Annotated in this window: 19 protein-coding genes and 1 pseudogene; 7 read left to right on the forward strand and 13 right to left on the reverse strand. The window is 43.5% G+C overall.

Features of this window, described 5'->3' with window-relative positions; translation table 11 throughout:
- Positions 1 to 235: 235 nt before the first annotated feature.
- Positions 236 to 658, forward strand: a pseudogene (locus DSM465_RS18995) (helix-turn-helix transcriptional regulator); the annotation flags it as partial.
- Positions 659 to 1,037: 379 nt separating this feature from the next.
- Complete coding sequence (locus DSM465_RS0111445; RefSeq protein ID WP_029761406.1) at positions 1,038 to 1,340, forward strand: contact-dependent growth inhibition system immunity protein; 303 nt, start codon at positions 1,038 to 1,040, stop codon at positions 1,338 to 1,340.
- 155 nt (positions 1,341 to 1,495) lie between these two features.
- Here the strand turns inward: DSM465_RS0111445 and DSM465_RS0111450 are convergent, their stop codons facing one another.
- The 3 genes from DSM465_RS0111450 to DSM465_RS18325 form a co-directional block, all read right to left on the reverse strand.
- On the reverse strand, positions 1,496 to 1,936 hold the full coding sequence (locus DSM465_RS0111450) for a DUF4275 family protein (protein ID WP_011888275.1): 441 nt from the start codon (positions 1,934 to 1,936) through the stop codon (positions 1,496 to 1,498).
- Positions 1,937 to 2,325: 389 nt separating this feature from the next.
- Positions 2,326 to 2,709, reverse strand: coding sequence for a DUF1360 domain-containing protein (locus DSM465_RS0111455; RefSeq protein ID WP_008881309.1), 384 nt, complete (start codon positions 2,707 to 2,709; stop codon positions 2,326 to 2,328).
- A gap of 221 nt (positions 2,710 to 2,930) precedes the next feature.
- The gene (locus tag DSM465_RS18325) at positions 2,931 to 3,260 is read right to left on the reverse strand and encodes a DUF188 domain-containing protein (RefSeq protein ID WP_230459192.1); all 330 of its coding nucleotides are present in this window, start codon (positions 3,258 to 3,260) and stop codon (positions 2,931 to 2,933) included.
- 253 nt (positions 3,261 to 3,513) lie between these two features.
- On the opposite strand from DSM465_RS18325, the gene gdhA reads away from it, so the two are divergent.
- Positions 3,514 to 4,881: an NADP-specific glutamate dehydrogenase gene (gene gdhA / locus DSM465_RS0111465; protein WP_008881310.1), complete on the forward strand. Its 1,368-nt coding sequence runs from the start codon at positions 3,514 to 3,516 to the stop codon at positions 4,879 to 4,881.
- 382 nt (positions 4,882 to 5,263) lie between these two features.
- On the opposite strand, the gene DSM465_RS0111470 is transcribed toward gdhA, so the two are convergent.
- A complete protein-coding gene (locus DSM465_RS0111470; RefSeq protein ID WP_050772218.1) occupies positions 5,264 to 5,899 on the reverse strand; it encodes a TetR/AcrR family transcriptional regulator in 636 nt (211 codons plus the stop codon).
- Positions 5,900 to 6,043: 144 nt separating this feature from the next.
- Here DSM465_RS0111470 and kynU point away from each other — a divergent pair, with 144 nt between their 5' ends.
- Genes kynU through kynB form a run of 4 tightly spaced genes read left to right on the forward strand, consistent with a single transcriptional unit; the run spans position 6,044 to position 10,346 of the window.
- On the forward strand, positions 6,044 to 7,351 hold the full coding sequence (gene kynU, locus DSM465_RS0111475) for a kynureninase (protein WP_051358532.1): 1,308 nt from the start codon (positions 6,044 to 6,046) through the stop codon (positions 7,349 to 7,351).
- Positions 7,352 to 7,370: 19 nt separating this feature from the next.
- On the forward strand, positions 7,371 to 8,810 hold the full coding sequence (locus tag DSM465_RS0111480; protein WP_008881313.1) for an amino acid permease: 1,440 nt from the start codon (positions 7,371 to 7,373) through the stop codon (positions 8,808 to 8,810).
- A gap of 39 nt (positions 8,811 to 8,849) precedes the next feature.
- Entirely contained in the window at positions 8,850 to 9,692 is an 843-nt protein-coding gene (kynA, locus tag DSM465_RS0111485) for a tryptophan 2,3-dioxygenase (protein WP_008881314.1), read from the forward strand.
- 27 nt (positions 9,693 to 9,719) lie between these two features.
- Complete coding sequence (gene kynB, locus DSM465_RS0111490) at positions 9,720 to 10,346, forward strand: arylformamidase (RefSeq protein WP_029761408.1); 627 nt, start codon at positions 9,720 to 9,722, stop codon at positions 10,344 to 10,346.
- 266 nt (positions 10,347 to 10,612) lie between these two features.
- On the opposite strand, the gene rbsB is transcribed toward kynB, so the two are convergent.
- The 9 genes from rbsB to DSM465_RS0111540 form a co-directional block, all read right to left on the reverse strand.
- Positions 10,613 to 11,545, reverse strand: coding sequence for a ribose ABC transporter substrate-binding protein RbsB (gene rbsB, locus DSM465_RS0111495; protein ID WP_008881316.1), 933 nt, complete (start codon positions 11,543 to 11,545; stop codon positions 10,613 to 10,615).
- 30 nt (positions 11,546 to 11,575) lie between these two features.
- Positions 11,576 to 12,520, reverse strand: a complete 945-nt coding sequence (rbsC, locus tag DSM465_RS0111500; RefSeq protein ID WP_008881317.1) for a ribose ABC transporter permease — start codon at positions 12,518 to 12,520, stop codon at positions 11,576 to 11,578.
- Positions 12,520 to 14,010, reverse strand: a complete 1,491-nt coding sequence (locus DSM465_RS0111505; protein ID WP_029761409.1) for a sugar ABC transporter ATP-binding protein — start codon at positions 14,008 to 14,010, stop codon at positions 12,520 to 12,522. The genes rbsC and DSM465_RS0111505 overlap by 1 nt, the downstream gene beginning before the upstream one ends.
- A 33-nt stretch (positions 14,011 to 14,043) precedes the next feature.
- Positions 14,044 to 14,442, reverse strand: a complete 399-nt coding sequence (gene rbsD, locus DSM465_RS0111510) for a D-ribose pyranase (protein ID WP_008881319.1) — start codon at positions 14,440 to 14,442, stop codon at positions 14,044 to 14,046.
- Positions 14,439 to 15,335 carry a ribokinase gene (gene rbsK, locus DSM465_RS0111515; RefSeq protein WP_029761410.1) on the reverse strand — a complete coding sequence of 299 codons (897 nt, stop codon included), beginning with the start codon at positions 15,333 to 15,335 and terminating at the stop codon, positions 14,439 to 14,441. Before rbsK ends, rbsD begins: the two co-directional genes overlap by 4 nt.
- Positions 15,332 to 16,321 (reverse strand): LacI family DNA-binding transcriptional regulator, encoded by a 990-nt coding sequence (locus DSM465_RS0111520; protein WP_008881321.1) that lies wholly within the window; start codon positions 16,319 to 16,321, stop codon positions 15,332 to 15,334. The genes rbsK and DSM465_RS0111520 overlap by 4 nt, the downstream gene beginning before the upstream one ends.
- 285 nt (positions 16,322 to 16,606) lie before the next feature.
- Positions 16,607 to 16,714 carry a putative holin-like toxin gene (locus DSM465_RS19925; protein ID WP_223812920.1) on the reverse strand — a complete coding sequence of 36 codons (108 nt, stop codon included), beginning with the start codon at positions 16,712 to 16,714 and terminating at the stop codon, positions 16,607 to 16,609.
- 350 nt (positions 16,715 to 17,064) lie between these two features.
- Entirely contained in the window at positions 17,065 to 17,544 is a 480-nt protein-coding gene (locus DSM465_RS0111535) for a VanZ family protein (RefSeq protein ID WP_011888301.1), read from the reverse strand.
- Between the two features lie 2 nt (positions 17,545 to 17,546).
- Entirely contained in the window at positions 17,547 to 17,849 is a 303-nt protein-coding gene (locus DSM465_RS0111540; protein ID WP_008881324.1) for a TIGR04104 family putative zinc finger protein, read from the reverse strand.
- Positions 17,850 to 17,989 lie beyond the last annotated feature (140 nt).

Here is a 17,989-nt window from a genome sequence, read left to right on the forward strand (position 1 = left end):
CAAATTATAGTTAAGCTAGATGGCAGTGTTAAAATTTATGAGTTTTGACACCGTTGTACGTGAAGTTAGTCATAGTACACTTTTAAAACGCTTTACGTTAAGATGAACTATGCATCTCACTCTCAACCAAAAGTTGCGCCTCGTGCACCTATAACTATCTTTACTTGAGATACATACTTAATGAATACTGGAAATAAAGAAAAGGGGGGATCAATATGTTTTTTAGTGAACGGTTGAAAAAAGAGGTTGGTCACAAGCTGAACTCGCTGAAAAAATTCATGTTAGTCGACAATCAGTTTCAAAATGGGAAACTGGTAAGAACTATCTAAGTATCGAAGTAATCATTGCTTTAAGTGATTTATTCGGTATTACAATCGATGAAATGCTGAGGAGTGATAAAGCATTGAAGGAAAAAATCATTCGTGATGGTAAGAAATTGGCCTATCCAAAATGGAAAGCATTCTTTGATGGCGTATTTTTATTAGGGATATTTTTATTAGTGGCAAAACTACTGATTATAGCGTTAAATCGCTTGGTCGGCTTGGATATTATCATTCCAGAAGGCTTACCAAAAATCATGTCCAATATCTTACCATTAGCTTTACTCATCATCGGGCGTATAGGATCAGACCAATTAAAAAATAAATACATTGATTAACAATCATATCTGAGTTGGTTTTAAAAAGGTTACCTGGTAACATAAACACTACCAGGTAACTAATTAGTAATGAACGGTTTAAAAGGAGACATGAACCTAACTCCTTATGTTGCAATCCATGTATCATCAGTCTGTCACAAGGAGGTTCCTGTCTCATAAATCGATGAGTATATGGTCAACGAATCCACAAGTTTGTCGCAGGATTAGCCTTTTCTTTTTCAAAACCTGTTCTGGAGCATCTCATTTTGATCATCAATAATTGAACAGCCAAGGGATATTCAGGAACGTGGACCGATCGCCATCAGCAAAAAAGAGAGACTCCCGTGTACATCATAAAAAATACTCATCTATGGCCAATCACAGAAGGGAGCAAAGATGCTTGTTCGTCAAACATAATCCGGAAGATCCCGTTTTTCAGTTTCTCGCTGGAATTTTTCATCAAGACATCGATTCGCCTGAGGAGGCATTACAAGAATTCGTAACGGAAGAAAATAAGGAATATCTTGAATCTGCGATTGTATTTTTAACCGAATTCATGAATAGCGAGCATTCAGGTCATGAAAAGAATGAATACATCCAACACTGTGCGGACGGGTTGTATTTTCCCGCCCTTGGACTGACTCCAATTCAATGGCTAAAAACTGTGGTAGAACAATTAAAGGAAGCCGTCAAAACAAAATAGGCAGTCACATGCTAGTTCTTCACCAAAAGAAATGTTTGATTTTTCAAGATGTGATCCGGATGCAAGGAACTGTATACCAATCGCTGCGGATGCACTTGATATTCAGCAAACACTCGAACTTGTCAAGTACATGGTGTGGTGATGAACCATCACTGTCACCTTCGGCTAAAATAAGGGCCAAGCCATCCTCTTTCGTGCGTGATGACAAACGTCCAATTGAACTCGCTGTCAACCACGTATAGATCGGCATACTCGCCGTTTTCAGTGACCAAATCTACGGCTTTCAAGCCGGAAGCATCCTCCACTTTGAACGCATCATCGCTATGTTGAAAGAAAATATAGCAGCACTTTTTCTCTTCCCTATCAAACGCCGCCTCCGCTTCTTCTTCCGTTAAACAGTCTCTCGTTTCATAGCTAAAAACATGCCATAAGTAACCGTTTGCCCCATCGTCATCATAAAGGTGGATGTTTCGTTTTTCTTCCGCAGTCAAATGACGGGCAAACACCTCTTCCCACTGTTGTCTCCATTTCGCCCCGAATCCGGATTGTTTGCTGATTGTGATGTTTCGACGCGCTAACTTATGAAATAACTCCATTCGGCTCCTCCCCCAAATGATTCTGATAGGCTTTTTCAAAAATCATTTTTTTCTATCCTCGTTTCATTCCTAAGTTCCTCAACCAGCTCTTGATCAATCAGTGGCTCTTATCCATTATACACACACTTAATCATCTGAATACTCTTTTCTAGTCCTGCCTATCTTGTGATCGGAGATTTGCCGCAACAAATAAGGATGGAAATTTCTTCAGTTTTCCTCTCCTTGCACATGATCTTGTTCCCCATTCAATTACGATTCCTATAGGGGGAGGGAACGGACAATCTCGCTTCATCGAGTATTTTCTCAAATTGAGAAATTCTATAGCAGCTATGTTTCCTTTTTAATCAAGAACAAGTGATGAAAGGAACTAGCTGCTTTTCACTGTTCTTCTAGTCCATCCGCTTTTTCGCCGCTGACAGCAGGTCGATCGCCTTCGTTCCGACCCCGACAAACGTCTCAAGAATCGCCTGCGCCCCTGCGATCGAAAAAATGAAAATCAACGGCATAGCGATGTTCGGAATGAAAAAATAACCGAGTGCGATCAAAATAGCGCTCCACACGCCAGCGCACCAATAACAATTCAACAAGTAGCCAAATTTGGAGGCCGGCACTTTCTTGATTTCCGTATGGCCGTCCTCACTTCGAACTTTTTCTTTTTTCATAAACGGCTCGCGCAGAAATTCAGTAATTTTGTCAAACACGATCAAATGGGTAAACCGATAGCTAGCCAACATCATCATGATGTACGTCATCCAATCAAGGTCGCGAAGCATAGCGGGTCCCTTTCTTTTGCAATCTTTTCCTTTAGTATGAACCAAGAAGCGCTTCGTTATGAACCTAGATAGATGCTGAAATCGATCGAGGGAAGAAGCGATATAGACTTTCGTGACAAAGCCATCCCCTATGGGCAGCTGAGATTAGTTCCGTTTTATCGATATTGAGGAAAAGGATTAGCAGTTGAAGAGACTAATAAAACGGTTTGTTCACAAATTTGTCAAAATTTTATTTTGAGGTTCAAATTATTTTTCTCCTGATGTCTTTTCGGACCTTTTGTTCTACCACCTGCACGGGGAAATTTTGCATTTTCATGCCGAAAAAATAGCAGTTGATCAACATTTTTGTCTGTAAATTCTTTTCCATTTCGATTCAACAAAAAGGAAAACTTATCCAAACACAGGTCAGCCAACTCATAATCTCGAGGAATGATAAAACTATATTTTGAAACCGCATTCAATACTGAGAAATCAATGGAATCTCGCCCTTCTGACACTTGAATTATTATTGCATCCTCTCTTTCTATGAGATAAGAATTATCGCAAAACAAGAACGGTTTTATCTCATATTGAGATAAAAAAGCCCAGCAATATCAATGACTGAACAGGCATCTACATCAATCAAAACGGAGAGCATACGCCTCAATCCTTTCACCCAAAATATAGAAATTATATTATTATGATATAATTTTATTTCGTTGATTTTACCAATTTATTTTCCCCTGGTAAAAAAATAATGATTGAATTGTAAAAAAAATCATAATACCATTTTCTCGTAAGCTTTTTAGGGGAGGGAGAACGACCATGACAACTGCCGTAAAAAGTCCATCAAAGGCAAAAGAGTATATCGATTCTGTATATCATCAACTTCAAGATAAATACGGTTATCAACCAGAATTTTTACAAGCCGTAAAAGAAGTATTTTCCACATTAGTTCCCGTATTTGAACAACATCCAGAATACATTGAGCATAATATTCTTTCACGAATCGTAGAACCTGATCGCATCATCACTTTCCGTGTCACATGGCAAGATGATCAAAATCGAGTTCATGTCAACCGCGGTTATCGTGTCCAGTTTAACAATGTTGTCGGTCCTTATAAAGGTGGTTTACGCTTCCATCCAACAGTAAACGAATCGATCATGAAATTTTTAGCATTTGAACAAATTTTTAAAAACGCATTAACTGGCCTGCCCATTGGCGGTGCAAAAGGCGGCTCTGATTTTGACCCAAAAGGAAAATCCGATACAGAAATCATGCGTTTCTGCCAAGCATTCATGACAGAGTTATATCGTCACATCGGTCCTGATGTCGATGTTCCTGCTGGAGATATTGGCGTAGGCGCCCGTGAAATCGGTTATTTATGGGGACAGTATAAACGCATAAAAGCAATGCATGAAGCGGGTATTCTTACTGGCAAACAACCAGGTTATGGCGGTTCTTTAGTTCGCAAAGAAGCAACAGGATACGGACTCATTTACTTTGTAGAGGAAATGTTACGTGATGTTAATGATTCTCTTGAAGGAAAAACGGTGGTTGTTTCTGGATCTGGAAATGTTGCTATTTATGCGATGGAAAAAGCACAACAATTAGGAGCGAAAGTGGTCGCTTGCTCTGATTCCAATGGTTATGTTTACGATCCAGATGGCATTGATTTAAATGCTATAAAAGAAATCAAAGAAGTGAAAGGCGAACGAATGAACAACTATGTGAAGTATCGTCCAAAAGCGACCTATACCGAGGGTTGCAAAGGCATTTGGACCATTCCATGCGACATCGCTCTTCCATGCGCCACACAAAACGAAATTGACGGAGAATCTGCACGGATTTTAATTGCGAACGGAGTGAAAGTGGTCGCAGAAGGTGCGAACATGCCTTCCACTCCTGAAGCAATCGATGAATATTTATCCAACGGTGTATTATTCGGACCTGCGAAAGCAGCCAATGCAGGTGGGGTGGCCACTTCCGCATTAGAAATGGCACAAAATTCAAGTCGCATCTACTGGTCCTTTAATGAAGTCGACGAAAAGCTGCGTGACATTATGAAACACATTTATCAAACAAGTAAAGAATGCGCAGAAAAATACGGTTCCCCTGGAAACCTCATGGTCGGTGCGAATATTGCCGGATTTATCAAAGTTGCTAATGGAATGATTGCTGAAGGGGTCTAATGTTCATTTGATATGGGGGAGTTTTTACAAAGGGGGTCATCAATAAAACGACAAAAGCCAATTGAAATGGGCTTAAAAGTTCATTTCAATTGGCTTTCTTTTTGTCTATTGAAACCGATTTATCAAATATGGTTCAATCCGTCGCTAAGAGGTTTATGGATGAACGAAATACATACACATGAGCCAGAAACGTTCAATCTCCTTTTCACCATATGATTACATTCCAAAAGAATCGCTCGCTGCATCATTGAGAAAAATTTCCTTTCCTTCATTGAGCGCGCGGTTAAACATATCGCCCGCCCCAGTCGTATCGACAACCGGAACGTGGGAGCTTAGGATGAGCTCCTCTTTTTAACTAACAACAAAACAAGTGAATAAACCGTCATCGATACAGCCCTTCCGTATACACCGCAGTGATCGTCCGAGCAATTTCCTCTATGGAACATTTACGATGATGACCACGCACAATGTCCCATAAGTACATTTCATTCGTAAAAAACCAACCACGCGCCACTAATTCAGGATTTAATTCCGTCCTAGCGAGTCCTTTGCGTTGGGAATAAGAAATATCTTGAGAAATTCGTTGGACAAATCGCTCACGGATTTCTGCCCATTTCGCCGATACGGCTTGGGAAACACCAATAGCTTGCTCGAATACCTGTAACATATCGCGCTCCGCTTCCGCCATTTTCAAAAATGAATACGCTTGACGTTGAATCATCTGCTGTGCTTCCTCCTTTGATGTAGGAAAAAAGGGAAGCTCAGCGATTTGATAAAACTGCCCCATCACATCCTCCATCAACGTGATCAGAATATCATCTTTCCCTTTAAAGTAAACGTAAGCCGTACCATACCCTACCCCTGCCTTTTTGATAATTTGAGTGACAGTGGTATGATGGAATCCCTCTCGGATAAACACTTCCCGTGCTGCTTGCAATATTTTTTGGCGTGTGGCCGCGGAACGCATATGACGACGATCGACTGTTTTTTTATGCTCCACTGTATCCCTCCTTGCCATCCTCCCTTGCTTACTAGCATAAGGGGTATCCAATCAAAATGAAAGAAGAAGACAAAAAACGAACAACAAAATATAATATTTCAAAAATTTAATAATTGACATCATGTCAACTTTTTATGTAAAATTTTTTTAACATCTCACCGAATGGAACAGGAGGTTATATTCGTGAACAGCACAGCCCTGGAACCTACATTAGAATTCGCTCGAAAACTTGACCAAGAAGACCCATTACGTCATTTTCGCGATGAATTTTACTTACCGCCGAATTCCATTTATATGGATGGCAACTCACTAGGTCTTCTTTCCAAAAGGGCGGAAAAAACACTATTCACCATATTACAAGATTGGAAATTGTTAGGGATCGATGGGTGGACAAAAGGAACCTATCCATGGTTCGACCTATCGGAGAAGATAGGAGTTATGTTGGCGCCATTAGTCGGTGCTTCACCGGAAGAAGTGATTGCTACAGGTTCTACCACTGTCAATTTGCACCAGCTAGTTTCTACCTTTTACCAACCAGAAGGAAAGAGGACAAAGATTTTAGCTGATGAATTGACCTTCCCATCAGACATTTATGCGTTGCAAAGTCAACTTCGTATTCACGGTTATGATCCCAGCACTCATCTGATTCGAGTGAAAAGTCGTGATGGGCGTTTTTTGGAAGAAGAAGATATTATTGCAGCCATGTCCGAAGACGTTGCCTTAGTTGTTTTGCCGACTGTGTTATACCGCAGTGGTCAAATTTTGGACATCCAACTTTTGACTGATGAAGCACATAAGCGTGGCATCTTGATCGGATTCGATGCTTGCCACTCCATTGGAGCCATTCCGCATTCATTTAGCGAATGGGGAGTTGATTTCGCTTTTTGGTGCAACTACAAGTATATGAACGGGGGACCTGGCTGTGTCGCAGGACTCTACGTCCATCGTAAACATTTCGGTTCAGCACCTGGCTTGGCTGGATGGTTTGGCTCGAAAAAAGATAAACAATTTGATATGGAACATACATTCACCCCTTCCTTGACGGCTGGAGCTTATCAAATTGGAACTCCACATCTTTTGAGTCTAGCTCCTTTGATTGGATCCTTAGAAATCTTCCAAGAAGCCGGAATTGAACGGATTCGTCAAAAGTCGTTGCAACTGACTAATTACTTTATGTACTTAATCGAACAAGAGCTTTCCCATTTCGGCTTTATCATTGGCAATCCGAAAGACGATGTGCGCCGTGGAGGACATATTAGCTTGGAACACGAGGAAGCTGCCCGCATTTGCAAGTCATTAAAAGAAAATGGTGTCATTCCAGACTTCCGAGCACCAAATATTATTCGCTTAGCGCCTATTGCTTTGTACACATCTTATGAAGAAGTATGGAACGTTGTACAAATTATGAAGAAAATCATGCAAGAGAAACAGTATAAGAAGTTTTCCAACGAGCGTGAAGTAGTCGCCTAAATATAAGGGGGGAGAGAGAATGGCCAAGCAAAATCATGATACGCGTAAATCGCAAGAAAAGGACACCGGGTTACATCGTGAATTAAAGACGAACCAACTAACCATGATCGCTATGGGATGTGCCATTGGCACTGGGCTGTTCCTTGGGAGCGGCCTTGCTATTCAAACGGCTGGACCTAGCGTTTTACTTAGTTATGCCATTGGCGCTTTCATTGTATTGTTGTTGATGGGGTGTTTGGCTGAAATGACGGTCGCCCATCCAACATCAGGTTCTTTTGGAACCATTGCTGACCGGTACATCCACCCCTATGCAGGTTTTATCGTCCGCTATTCGTATTGGATCGCCAATGTCCTAGCCGTAGGGGTGGAAGTGAGTGCCATTGCCGTTTATATGAGATACTGGTTTCCGCATACACCAGGGATCCTATGGATTCTACTATTTGGAGGCATTCTCATTTACGTCAATGCTACCAACGTCCATACGTTTGCTACTTTTGAGTACTGGTTCTCGATGATCAAGGTGAGTGCAGTCATCCTTTTTATTCTCCTTGGAACATATGTTATATTCGGAGCATCGGAACAATCTGGAATTGGCCCTGCCAATTTCGTCAATGATGGTGGATTTCTCCCATTTGGCTGGTGGGGAATGTGGGTAGCTATTTTTATTTCCCTATTTAGTTTCTTAGGAACAGAAATGATAGCGGTTACATCAGGTGAAGCAAAGGAGCCCGAAATTGCCGTTCCCAAAGCATTAAAAGCAACGGTTTTTCGTTTGTCTACTTTTTATGTACTCACGCTCGCCATCATGTTGATGATCGTTCCGTGGAAAGCAGCAGGAATTGACAAAAGTCCTTTTGTGAAAGTAATGGAAATCTTAAACATCCCTGGTGCTTCCGGTGTGGTAAATTTCATTGTTCTCACTGCGGCGCTATCGGCCATGAATAGTCAGTTATATGCATCAACGAGAATGATGTTCTCATTGGCGCAAGAAAAGTATGCTCCCTCTTTCTTTGCTGAGGTGAACAAAAAAGGAGTCCCGATCAAGGCATTACTTATTTCTACTGCTGGAATTGCCATTTCAGCCATCGTTTCAGCTTTTCTTCCTGATACATCGTATACTGTCATGATGGGGATTTCGATGTTTGGGGCAATTTTCACTTGGTTTATGGTTTTTGTTTCCCATCTCTTTTTCCGAAACAAGTGGAATCAAATGAATGGTCGACCATTGCCCATCAAAATGATTGGATTTCCTTACTTAACCATTTTAGGTGGCGTATTATTACTCAGCTTGATGATTACGACATGGTTTACACCATTTAAAACGATGCTGCAATTCGGAATTCCTTGGTTACTGTTGCTATCCATTGCGTATGTCCTTTGGAAAAGGGTTCATACCACATACCATAACGCAACTCCTTCTACACCATCCGATGAAACAGTCACTAGCGCGAATCAATGATCGTATCAATCGACCATTCTACGAAAAGGGTGAGAACATATGCAAAATAAACAAAATCAATTCGAACTGGAGAAAGGCATTCATACAGATTTCCAAGAAGAAATGTCGTACGCAGGCTATCTTCAGCTTGATAAAATTTTATCGAGTCAACAGCGGTTATCTAATCATCATGATGAGATGCTATTTATCATTATTCACCAAACAAGTGAACTTTGGATGAAACTCATTTTACATGAAATGGAAGCCGCTATTCAATGTATTTTAGATGACGATTTAGAACCATCCTTTAAAATGTTTGCCCGTATCTCAAGAATCCAACAACAGCTCATTCAATCATGGAGCGTCCTTTCGACGCTGACTCCGTCAGAGTACATGGAATTTCGTGAATGTCTAGGCCATGCTTCCGGGTTCCAGTCTTATCAAAACCGTTTAATCGAATTTGCACTTGGGCAGAAAAATGCACATGTTTTGCCTGTTTTCCAACACGATCCGGAAATTTATGAAAAGATGACAAGAGCACTCCACTCCCCGAGCGTGTATGACGCAGCGATCAAAGCATTGGCCGTCCGGGGGTTGCCTATCGATGAAGACGTTCTTCATCGAGATTACTCACAAACCTACCAGCCAAATGCTAGCGTGGAAGAAGCATGGTTGACGGTATATCGAAATGTTGATCGATATTGGGATTTATATGAGCTAGCCGAAAAGCTAGTAGATATCGGCAGCCAACAACAAACATGGCGTTACATGCACATGAATACAGTGGAACGAATTATTGGCTACAAAAAAGGAACCGGAGGATCATCGGGCGTCTCCTACTTAAAAAAATCGCTCGATCGCTCGTTCTTTCCTGAGCTATGGACATTAAGAACAAAACTATAGATTCAGAGAACTTCAGGAGGCAAAATGATGAATCCATGGATCGATATCTCCCAACGACTTGATGAGCATATTCCAGTATGGCCAGGCGATACACCTTTTTCCTATCGCACTCGTTGGAACAAGGCGGAAAGTGGATCCGTGAATGTGGGCCAAATCACGATGAGCACACATACAGGCACACACATTGATGCTCCCTTTCACTTTGATAATGAAGGAAAGAGAGTCATCGATCTTGATTTAAATATCTATATCGGACCTGCCCGTGTAATCTATCTTTCAAATCCGAAAAAAATCGGGATCGATGAATTGCAAACGATAGATTTACATGGAGTGACGCGCTTATTAATCTACACGGGGGCATGGACGAATCGGACAACATTCCCTGAAACTATTCCCTATATTGATCCGCCACTCGCTCCATACTTGAAAAAATATGGAGTTCGTCTGATCGGGATCGATTTGCCCTCTGTCGACCCGTTAACAAGCAAACAATTGCCTGCCCATCACGAATTGCATCGTTGTGGAATTCATATTTTAGAAGGGCTCGTGTTAGACCATGTTTCCCCTGGGGACTATGAACTAGCGGCTCTTCCTCTCCCCTTAGTCAATGCCGATGGAAGCCCTGTGCGGGCGGCATTACGAAAGATGGGATAAAACCATACAAAAGCATTGGCTTGTTGCTTCGCGTCGGTCGAATACCCATGTCATACAACATGAAAGGTGATGGACCCCAAAATATGTCTGCCTATCTTCGAGAGAGCGCCTCACGGAAGCGCTCAGCATTCAAAAGGGGGCTAACTCAAAAGGCTGTCTGCTCTCCGGTGAAACAACAGATATAGTGATTCGTCCGGCACGTATATGCAAAATGAAGAGGGTGTCTCGTTGCTTTGGAGACACCCTCTTTATGTTTCCAACCGTTATTATTTTTGAACCAACTCCAGCGAAATCGGGATAAATTCGTCCACTTTCTCTTCTTTGTGAACACTGATTGCTACTTTTACCGCCTTTTCACCAATTAATGCTGGTTTTTGGGCGATGGTCGCCGCCATTTTGCCTTCTTTTACCGCTTTGACCGCATCATCAGTAGCATCGAATCCGACTACAAGAACATCGTCCATTCCGCGCGCTTGCAACGCCTCTAAAGCTCCTAAGGCCATTTCATCATTATGCGCAAAAACCGCTTGAATGTCTTTATGGCTTTGCAAAATGTTTTCCATAACCGACAAGCCTTTAGCCCGGTCAAAATCGGCTGCTTGTTTTGCCACTACTTTTATATTAGTTGCTTTGTCAATCACTTTGTGGAATCCTTCTCCGCGTTCACGGGCTGCGGACGAACCAGGAATCCCTTCTAGTTCTACAACATTCCCTCCATTTTTCAAGTGTTCAACAAGAAACTGTGCCGCCATTTCTCCGCCAGCCACGTTGTCTGAAGCAATGTGAGCAACTACTTCCCCACCACTTGCACTGCGATCCACTGTAATCACTGGAATGTTGGCGTTATTAGCTGACTCAATGGCTGAAACTACTGCACTGGAATCTGTTGGGTTTACAAGCAGTATGTCGACATTTTGTTGGATTAAGTCCTCAATGTCGTTAATTTGTTTCGCCGAGTCATTTTGGGCATCGACGACAATTAGCTCAGCCTCTTCGTCTTTTGCAGCTTTTTCAGCTCCCTCTTTTAATGTGACAAAGAATGGATTATTGAGCGTTGAAATCGATAAACCGATCTTTACTTCTCCATCTTCTTGCGTTTTCTCTTTGTTGTCCGCGGCATTGTTTTGATCCAGTGAACATCCAGCCAATACGGCTCCTGCAAATAACACAGCGGTAAACAAACGAAATGCCTTTTTCATTTTGACTTCCCCCTTCATTTGGTTTATAGATCAAGCTTCTTTGCGGCGATCTAACAACACCGCAAGAAGAATGACCGCCCCTTTTATCACTTGTTGATAGAACGATGACACGTTCAACAAATTTAATCCATTATTTAACACACCAATAATGAGTGCGCCGACTAGTGTACCGAAAATCCATCCTTTTCCCCCAGATAAACTTGTACCTCCTAAGACAACAGCGGCAATTGCATCCAATTCATACGCTGTCCCCGCTGTCGGCTGTGCCGAATTCAGACGGGATGTTAAAATGAGACCAGCTAAAGCTGATAACGTTCCAGTTAACGCATACACGTAGATTTTGAGCCGATCGACACGCAAACCCGATAACCGACTCGCTTCCTCATTCCCACCAATCGCATACGTATGACGGCCAAATGTCGTCTTTTTCAATACGACATACAAAACGATATAAACAACAAGCATCAATACAATCGGTACAGGAACACCAAAGAAATAACCACGTCCCATCATCTGAAACATGATATCATCGGACGCAAATCCTGTAATCGGACGACCATCCGTATAGACGAGTGTTAACCCGCGAAAAGCGGTCATCGTTGCTAATGTCGCAATAAACGGTGCAACCCTCCCTTTCGTAATGATGATTCCATTTAGCACCCCCATTACCGTACCTGATAATAAGCCGATTAAAATGGCCAAAAACCCATCGACACCTTGAGCCATTAAACCTGCCGTAATAGCGCTTGACAGCGCTAACACAGAACCGACTGATAAATCGATGCCGCCTGTTAAAATGACAAAGGTCATACCAAAAGCGATCAATGCATTAATCGACACTTGGCGCAACAGGTTCAGCCAATTATTCATCGTTAAAAAATCTTCACTTAGTATGGACAATACGATGCATAATAATGCTAAACCAATAAGGGGCCCAAGCTTTTTTACATCCCACTTTCGCTTCGCTTCCATCATCAATTCCCCCCTGTCGCTGCACGCATGACGGTTTCCTGATCCAACTCATTGTTCTCTAAGATGGCTTGAACTCTTCCTTCGTGGATCACCATGACACGATCACTCATTCCTAGTACTTCAGGAAGCTCGGAAGAAACCATAATGATTGCAACACCTTGCGCAGCTAGTTCATTAATCATTTCGTATATTTCTTTCTTCGCGCCCACATCGACGCCACGTGTTGGCTCATCCAAAATAAGAATCTGAGGATTCATTGCTAACCATTTTCCGAATACAACTTTTTGCTGATTTCCTCCGCTTAATGCTTTCACCGCTAAATCAGGTGAAGAAGTTTTGATATTCAACCGCTGAATAAAGGACGACACAATATCTCGTTCTTTGGATGACTGAATGAATCCCGCTGTCGCCAATTGTTCCGACTTTGGCAAGGTTAGATTCTCATGAACGCTCATATTCAAGATGAGTCCTTTTTGTTTTCGATCTTCGGTAATCATTGCAATGCCATGTTCCACCGCTTGGCGTGGAGAACGGATGTGCACGGGGCGTCCGTCAATATATATATTTCCTTCATCGAATGGTCTAGCACCAAAAATTGCTTCCATTATTTCCGTTCGTCCCGATCCCATCAGCCCCGCCACACCAAGCACCTCACCAGCTCGCACAGAAAACGATACGCCCTCAAATACTCCCTTTTTCGTCAGCTGTTCAACACGCAATCGTTCTTTCCCGATCGTGACACTCCTTTTTGGAAAGCGTTCCCCAATTTGTCGTCCAACCATCATTTGAACAATTTCATCAAAATTCGTTTCTTCAATCCGCTTCGTCCCAATGAACTGGCCATCACGAAGAACAGAAATCCGGTCGCAGATGGTAAAAATCTCTTCCATCCGATGAGAAATGTACACAATCGCAATGCCTTGCTCTTTCAATGTACGAATGATGGAAAATAAGGCCTGGATTTCCCGCTCCGTGAGTGCTGCTGTCGGTTCGTCCATAATGAGGCACTTGGCATTCGTCGAAATCGCCCTAGCAATCTCGATCATCTGCTGTTTCCCGACCGATAATTGGCCGGTGAGTTCTCTCGGGTGAAGATCCATTCCTAATCGTCGCAAATAGGAGGCCGCCTGTTTTTCCATTTCTTTATGACGGATGATACCCGTCCTCCCAATTTTGGGCTCACGCCCAAGAAAAATGTTTTCTGCCACCGTCAATGTCGGAATAACGTTCAACTCTTGATGAATGACAACAATTCCATCCTGCTCTGCCTCTTTCGGATGGCGGTAATGCACTTCGCGCCCATTGACAACAATCGTTCCTCCATCCCGCTCGTAAATGCCCGTCAACACTTTGATGAGCGTTGATTTTCCGGCTCCATTCTCACCCATTAACGCGTGCACTTCACCAGGAAGCACTTCAAAATCAACGCCGTTGAGAACGGTATGGGAACCAAATGATTTTTGAATTGACCGCATGTCAATCAAGGGCCTCATCGATTCTGCCCTCCTTTTCTTTCAGACATTTTCCTATGAAAAGTTCACACCAGAACGAAGAATGATATTGGCATAAGGAGTTGCCTCCCCTGTACGAATCACTGCTTTCGCCTGTTTTGTCATTTCCTTAAATTCTTCATGTCGAACAAATTGAATAGGCACATCACTCATTCTTGCTTTGATGCTTTCATACACGTCTGGATTTTGGGTTTTGATTTCCTCAGCTAGTACAATCTCTTCGACTACCAACTCATTAATTACCGCATCCAAAACAGATAAAAAGGGTGGAAATCCTTTGACAAGTGCTAAGTCAATACGAGCCTCTTCGTTTGGAATCGGCAGCCCACAATCGGCAATCACGATCGTATCGGTATGCCCTAGCGAAGCAAGCAATGTGTTCAATTCTTTATTCAAGATCCCATTCTTTTTCATCCTTGATTCCCTTTCTGTTTAGCTAAAAATGATTCCACATCCTCTCGTGTCGGCATCCCAGCCTGCGCTCCGAGCTTGGTGACCGATAGCGCTGCGGCCGCGTTGGCAAACCGGCACGCTTCATCGAGCGGCTTCCCTTCCGCCAGCGCAACGGCGAGCGCGCCGTTAAACGTATCGCCCGCCCCAGTCGTATCGACAACCGGAACGCGGAAACTCGGGATGAGCTGTTCCTGTCCATCCTGCCAAATGCGCACCCCTTTGGCCCCTTCGGTGACGATCAGTTTATTGACAAACTTGCCCTCGTCTATCCCAGCAAACAGCAACGCGCGTTCATGTTCGTTTGGCGTTAGAAAATCGACCTGCTCGAGCACTGACGGCGACAGTGGCTGCGCTGGAGCCGGGTTAACAATGACACGCACACCATGGCGATGAGCCAACGAAACGGCCCGTTCGACAACCGGAATCGGAATTTCCAATTGCAATAGGCAAACATCGCTTTGGGCGATGATCGACTCGCACTTGTCAAGATCTTCTGGAGTCAAGGCATGGTTCGCCCCGGGCACGACGATAATGCGATTGTCTTGTTCAGAAATCGTGATCGAAGCAATGCCGGTATGTTCATGTGTAACCGGTTTCACATCCTGGATAGAAATGCCTCCGTTTCGCAATGAGCGAAGGAGCTCCTTTCCGAATGTATCCTCGCCAACAGCGCCAATCATCCGCACGTTAGCACCAAGGCGAGCGGCTGCCACCGCCTGATTCGCCCCCTTGCCGCCAGGAGTGGTGAGAAACTGTTTACCTAAAATCGTCTCCCCCTGATTCGGAAAGCGGGCAGCCACAGTTACTAAGTCCATATTGATACTGCCGATCACAGTAATGATAGGCTTGTTCACATTTGTTCCCTCCTTGACGTGGATTGCCGTACAATCAATTGAACCGGAAGTTGGTAATGAAGTTTTTCTAGTGGTTTTCCTTCGATTTGTTTGATTAAAATTCTTGCTGCGATTGCCCCCATATCGTAAATAGGCTGAGATACAGTTGAGAGCTCAGGGGTTGTCATTTCCGTCAGCGGGATGCCATCGTAACCAATAATCGCAATATCATCGGGAACCCGCAACCCACATTGTTGAACCGCTTTCAAAGCACCCACTGCCATCGCGTCATTACCGGCAAAAATTCCGTCGATCTCCTGTTGGGCCAAAGCCGCCATCACTGCTTCTTTTGCCTGCTTGAGCTGGTAGTTCCCCTGAATCACCAACCGCTGCTCCCAAATCCCTAACTCCATCATTTCATCTTGATAACCACGAAAACGTTCAACGGCGTTCACCACATACATAGGCCCTTGAATATGGGCGATGCGTCGACACCCCATATCATATAAATGTCTAGTCGCTAAACGAGCCCCTCGATAGTTATCAACAACCACGGACGGATACTTCTCATTGAATGGACGATCTAGCACAACAATGGGAACATCCCATTCATCCACTTCATCCGGCGTCAATTGATTAGTTGTCAAAATGACACCGTCCACATATTTTTGCTTTAACACCTCGATGTATTCCCGTTCTTTTTCGGCTTTCTCATCGGAATTGCATAGAATAACCGTATAGTCATAAATATTCATCACATCTTCTACAGCGCGAACAAGTTCCGGGAAAAATGGGTTCGTAATATCAGGGACAATGAGCCCAACCGTTTTTGAGGTTTTTTTAAACAACGCCCTCGCCACTTCACTCGGCTTATAGTTCAGCTCCTTCATCGCCCGTCTGACGCGTTTCTCCGTTTCCTCATTCACGTACCCATTTTGATTTAACACGCGTGACACGGTGGCGACAGAGACGCCTGCACGCTTTGCTACATCACGAATCGTTGCCATTGTTAATTCCTTCTTTTCACTTTATGTAACCGGTTACACAAAGTATACATGATTTTGACTAAGCCATCAAGCATTTTCTCATCCCGAGAATACTTTTGAACATACGCGTCAGTCATATTGTGATTTTGCGCACGTATGGTTATAATAAAGGTGGAAAACATACGATAAAAGCAGGACATTGGCAGCCACCAATGTCCTGATCGACACGCACGGCTACTGCAAGAAGTGCAGTGGCCCAGAAGCAAGCAGGAGTAACCCACCCTTACCTAGGCCGAGCAGGGTGGGTTACTTCTCTTTTGACACCACAATGACTGCCACGACAAGCGACGCAAAGGAAATCATTAGCGACAACGCCTCCGCAACAGTCATCAATCCAGCAGCACCCCCTTTCATCAAGGGAGTGGCCACTGCCCACCCTGCGTAAACCGTGCATATGTATTATACCACGTCCGCTCTTAGCAACAAATATGTATTGGGAAATTCAGGACGTTTTTCCATAATACAAAAAACCCCTTGCCTGACGCAAGGAGTTTTCTTTGCTATTCTTTTTCCCATCGTTCACTCGCTTCATCCGCCCGTTTGGCGGCCACCATCATACTCATGATGACAAGCATCACGAATGAACCAACAAACATTCCAGCAACAAACGCGGCCATGGGCATCTCTCCCTTTTCTCCGAAACTGGTTATTTATCATTCTTTCCTTTTTCGTCTCGGCCTATACATGGGGAGAGTTTGTTATAATCATATGCCGCGATGGAGCGAACGATGCCTTGCTTTCAGCCAACGGCGACAAACAAAGACAATCACCAACGCAATCAGCGCCCCGCACGAGTCGATCACGACATCTTTCGGCGTCGCCGTCCGCCCAGGTTCAAACGATTGATGCCATTCATCCGTCGCCGCATAAGCGGTCGCAAACAGCCAAGCACCGATATACGACGCCCGCCTCGGGAACAGCGCTCGCCAGACCAACACAGCCAAAATGCCGAATTCGGTCAAATGCGCCGCTTTACGAATAAGGAAGTTCAAGAAAGAAGGACCTTCCTCCTCCCCACCGCCAAACGGCAAATACGAGAGAATCACTTGCAGAACTTGAGCGGTATTCGCTCCAGTGAACCACGAAGACTCGCTAAACGTGTAAATGACTAAACACCAGAGGATGACGGGAAGCCAGCGGGAGAGAAGATCCTTGATTTTTTCACGTGTTGAATCTTTCTGCATGGTTACCAAAGCGGTTCCTCCTGATTAGATAACTCGATAAAAAATGGTTGTATCATCAATGATAAGAGCGTACCCATTACCATCAGGGCAATCGCTGTCAATAGTGAAACGTTAAACGAAAGACTGAGAAAAAGGATGAGCGGTGACACAAGATTGAATACTCCATTCCTTCTTCTCGATCTAGCACTATAATATTGCTTATTTTGACAGTATGGACACATCAGCTTCGTTCCCAACGTAAACATCCTACAAAAGGTTTGCCGCCATGTCCATTGTTTCTTACAATGTTGACAAATAGGCATCATTGCACACTCCTCTCATCATTTGATGAATGGGTTTCATCGATGGATTTCCTTTTATCTTCTTAGGTTCACGAAACGAAGTATTCCAATAAAAAACATGTTTTCAATATGCTAGGTTCATCACCAAAAGATGTACTTGATTT

The organism is Geobacillus thermodenitrificans subsp. thermodenitrificans DSM 465 (assembly GCF_000496575.1).
Classification (GTDB): Bacteria; Bacillota; Bacilli; order Bacillales; family Anoxybacillaceae; genus Geobacillus; species Geobacillus thermodenitrificans.

Bases quoted from the DNA above. Each gene is read 5' to 3' on its own strand.
- rbsB (WP_008881316.1), bottom strand. From the start codon at position 11,545: ATGAAAAAGGCATTTCGTTTGTTTACCGCTGTGTTATTTGCAGGAGCC.
- DSM465_RS0111540 (WP_008881324.1), bottom strand. From the start codon at position 17,849: ATGATGCCTATTTGTCAACATTGTAAGAAACAATGGACATGGCGGCAA.
- kynB (WP_029761408.1), top strand. From the start codon at position 9,720: ATGAATCCATGGATCGATATCTCCCAACGACTTGATGAGCATATTCCA.
- DSM465_RS0111505 (WP_029761409.1), bottom strand. From the start codon at position 14,010: ATGAGGCCCTTGATTGACATGCGGTCAATTCAAAAATCATTTGGTTCC.
- DSM465_RS0111455 (WP_008881309.1), bottom strand. From the start codon at position 2,709: ATGCTTCGCGACCTTGATTGGATGACGTACATCATGATGATGTTGGCT.
- DSM465_RS0111535 (WP_011888301.1), bottom strand. From the start codon at position 17,544: ATGCAGAAAGATTCAACACGTGAAAAAATCAAGGATCTTCTCTCCCGC.
- gdhA (WP_008881310.1), top strand. From the start codon at position 3,514: ATGACAACTGCCGTAAAAAGTCCATCAAAGGCAAAAGAGTATATCGAT.
- DSM465_RS19925 (WP_223812920.1), bottom strand. From the start codon at position 16,714: ATGAAAGGGGGTGCTGCTGGATTGATGACTGTTGCGGAGGCGTTGTCG.
- DSM465_RS0111520 (WP_008881321.1), bottom strand. From the start codon at position 16,321: ATGGCAACGATTCGTGATGTAGCAAAGCGTGCAGGCGTCTCTGTCGCC.
- rbsC (WP_008881317.1), bottom strand. From the start codon at position 12,520: ATGATGGAAGCGAAGCGAAAGTGGGATGTAAAAAAGCTTGGGCCCCTT.
- DSM465_RS0111450 (WP_011888275.1), bottom strand. From the start codon at position 1,936: ATGGAGTTATTTCATAAGTTAGCGCGTCGAAACATCACAATCAGCAAA.
- rbsD (WP_008881319.1), bottom strand. From the start codon at position 14,442: ATGAAAAAGAATGGGATCTTGAATAAAGAATTGAACACATTGCTTGCT.
- DSM465_RS0111480 (WP_008881313.1), top strand. From the start codon at position 7,371: ATGGCCAAGCAAAATCATGATACGCGTAAATCGCAAGAAAAGGACACC.
- kynU (WP_051358532.1), top strand. From the start codon at position 6,044: ATGGAACAGGAGGTTATATTCGTGAACAGCACAGCCCTGGAACCTACA.
- kynA (WP_008881314.1), top strand. From the start codon at position 8,850: ATGCAAAATAAACAAAATCAATTCGAACTGGAGAAAGGCATTCATACA.
- DSM465_RS0111470 (WP_050772218.1), bottom strand. From the start codon at position 5,899: ATGGCAAGGAGGGATACAGTGGAGCATAAAAAAACAGTCGATCGTCGT.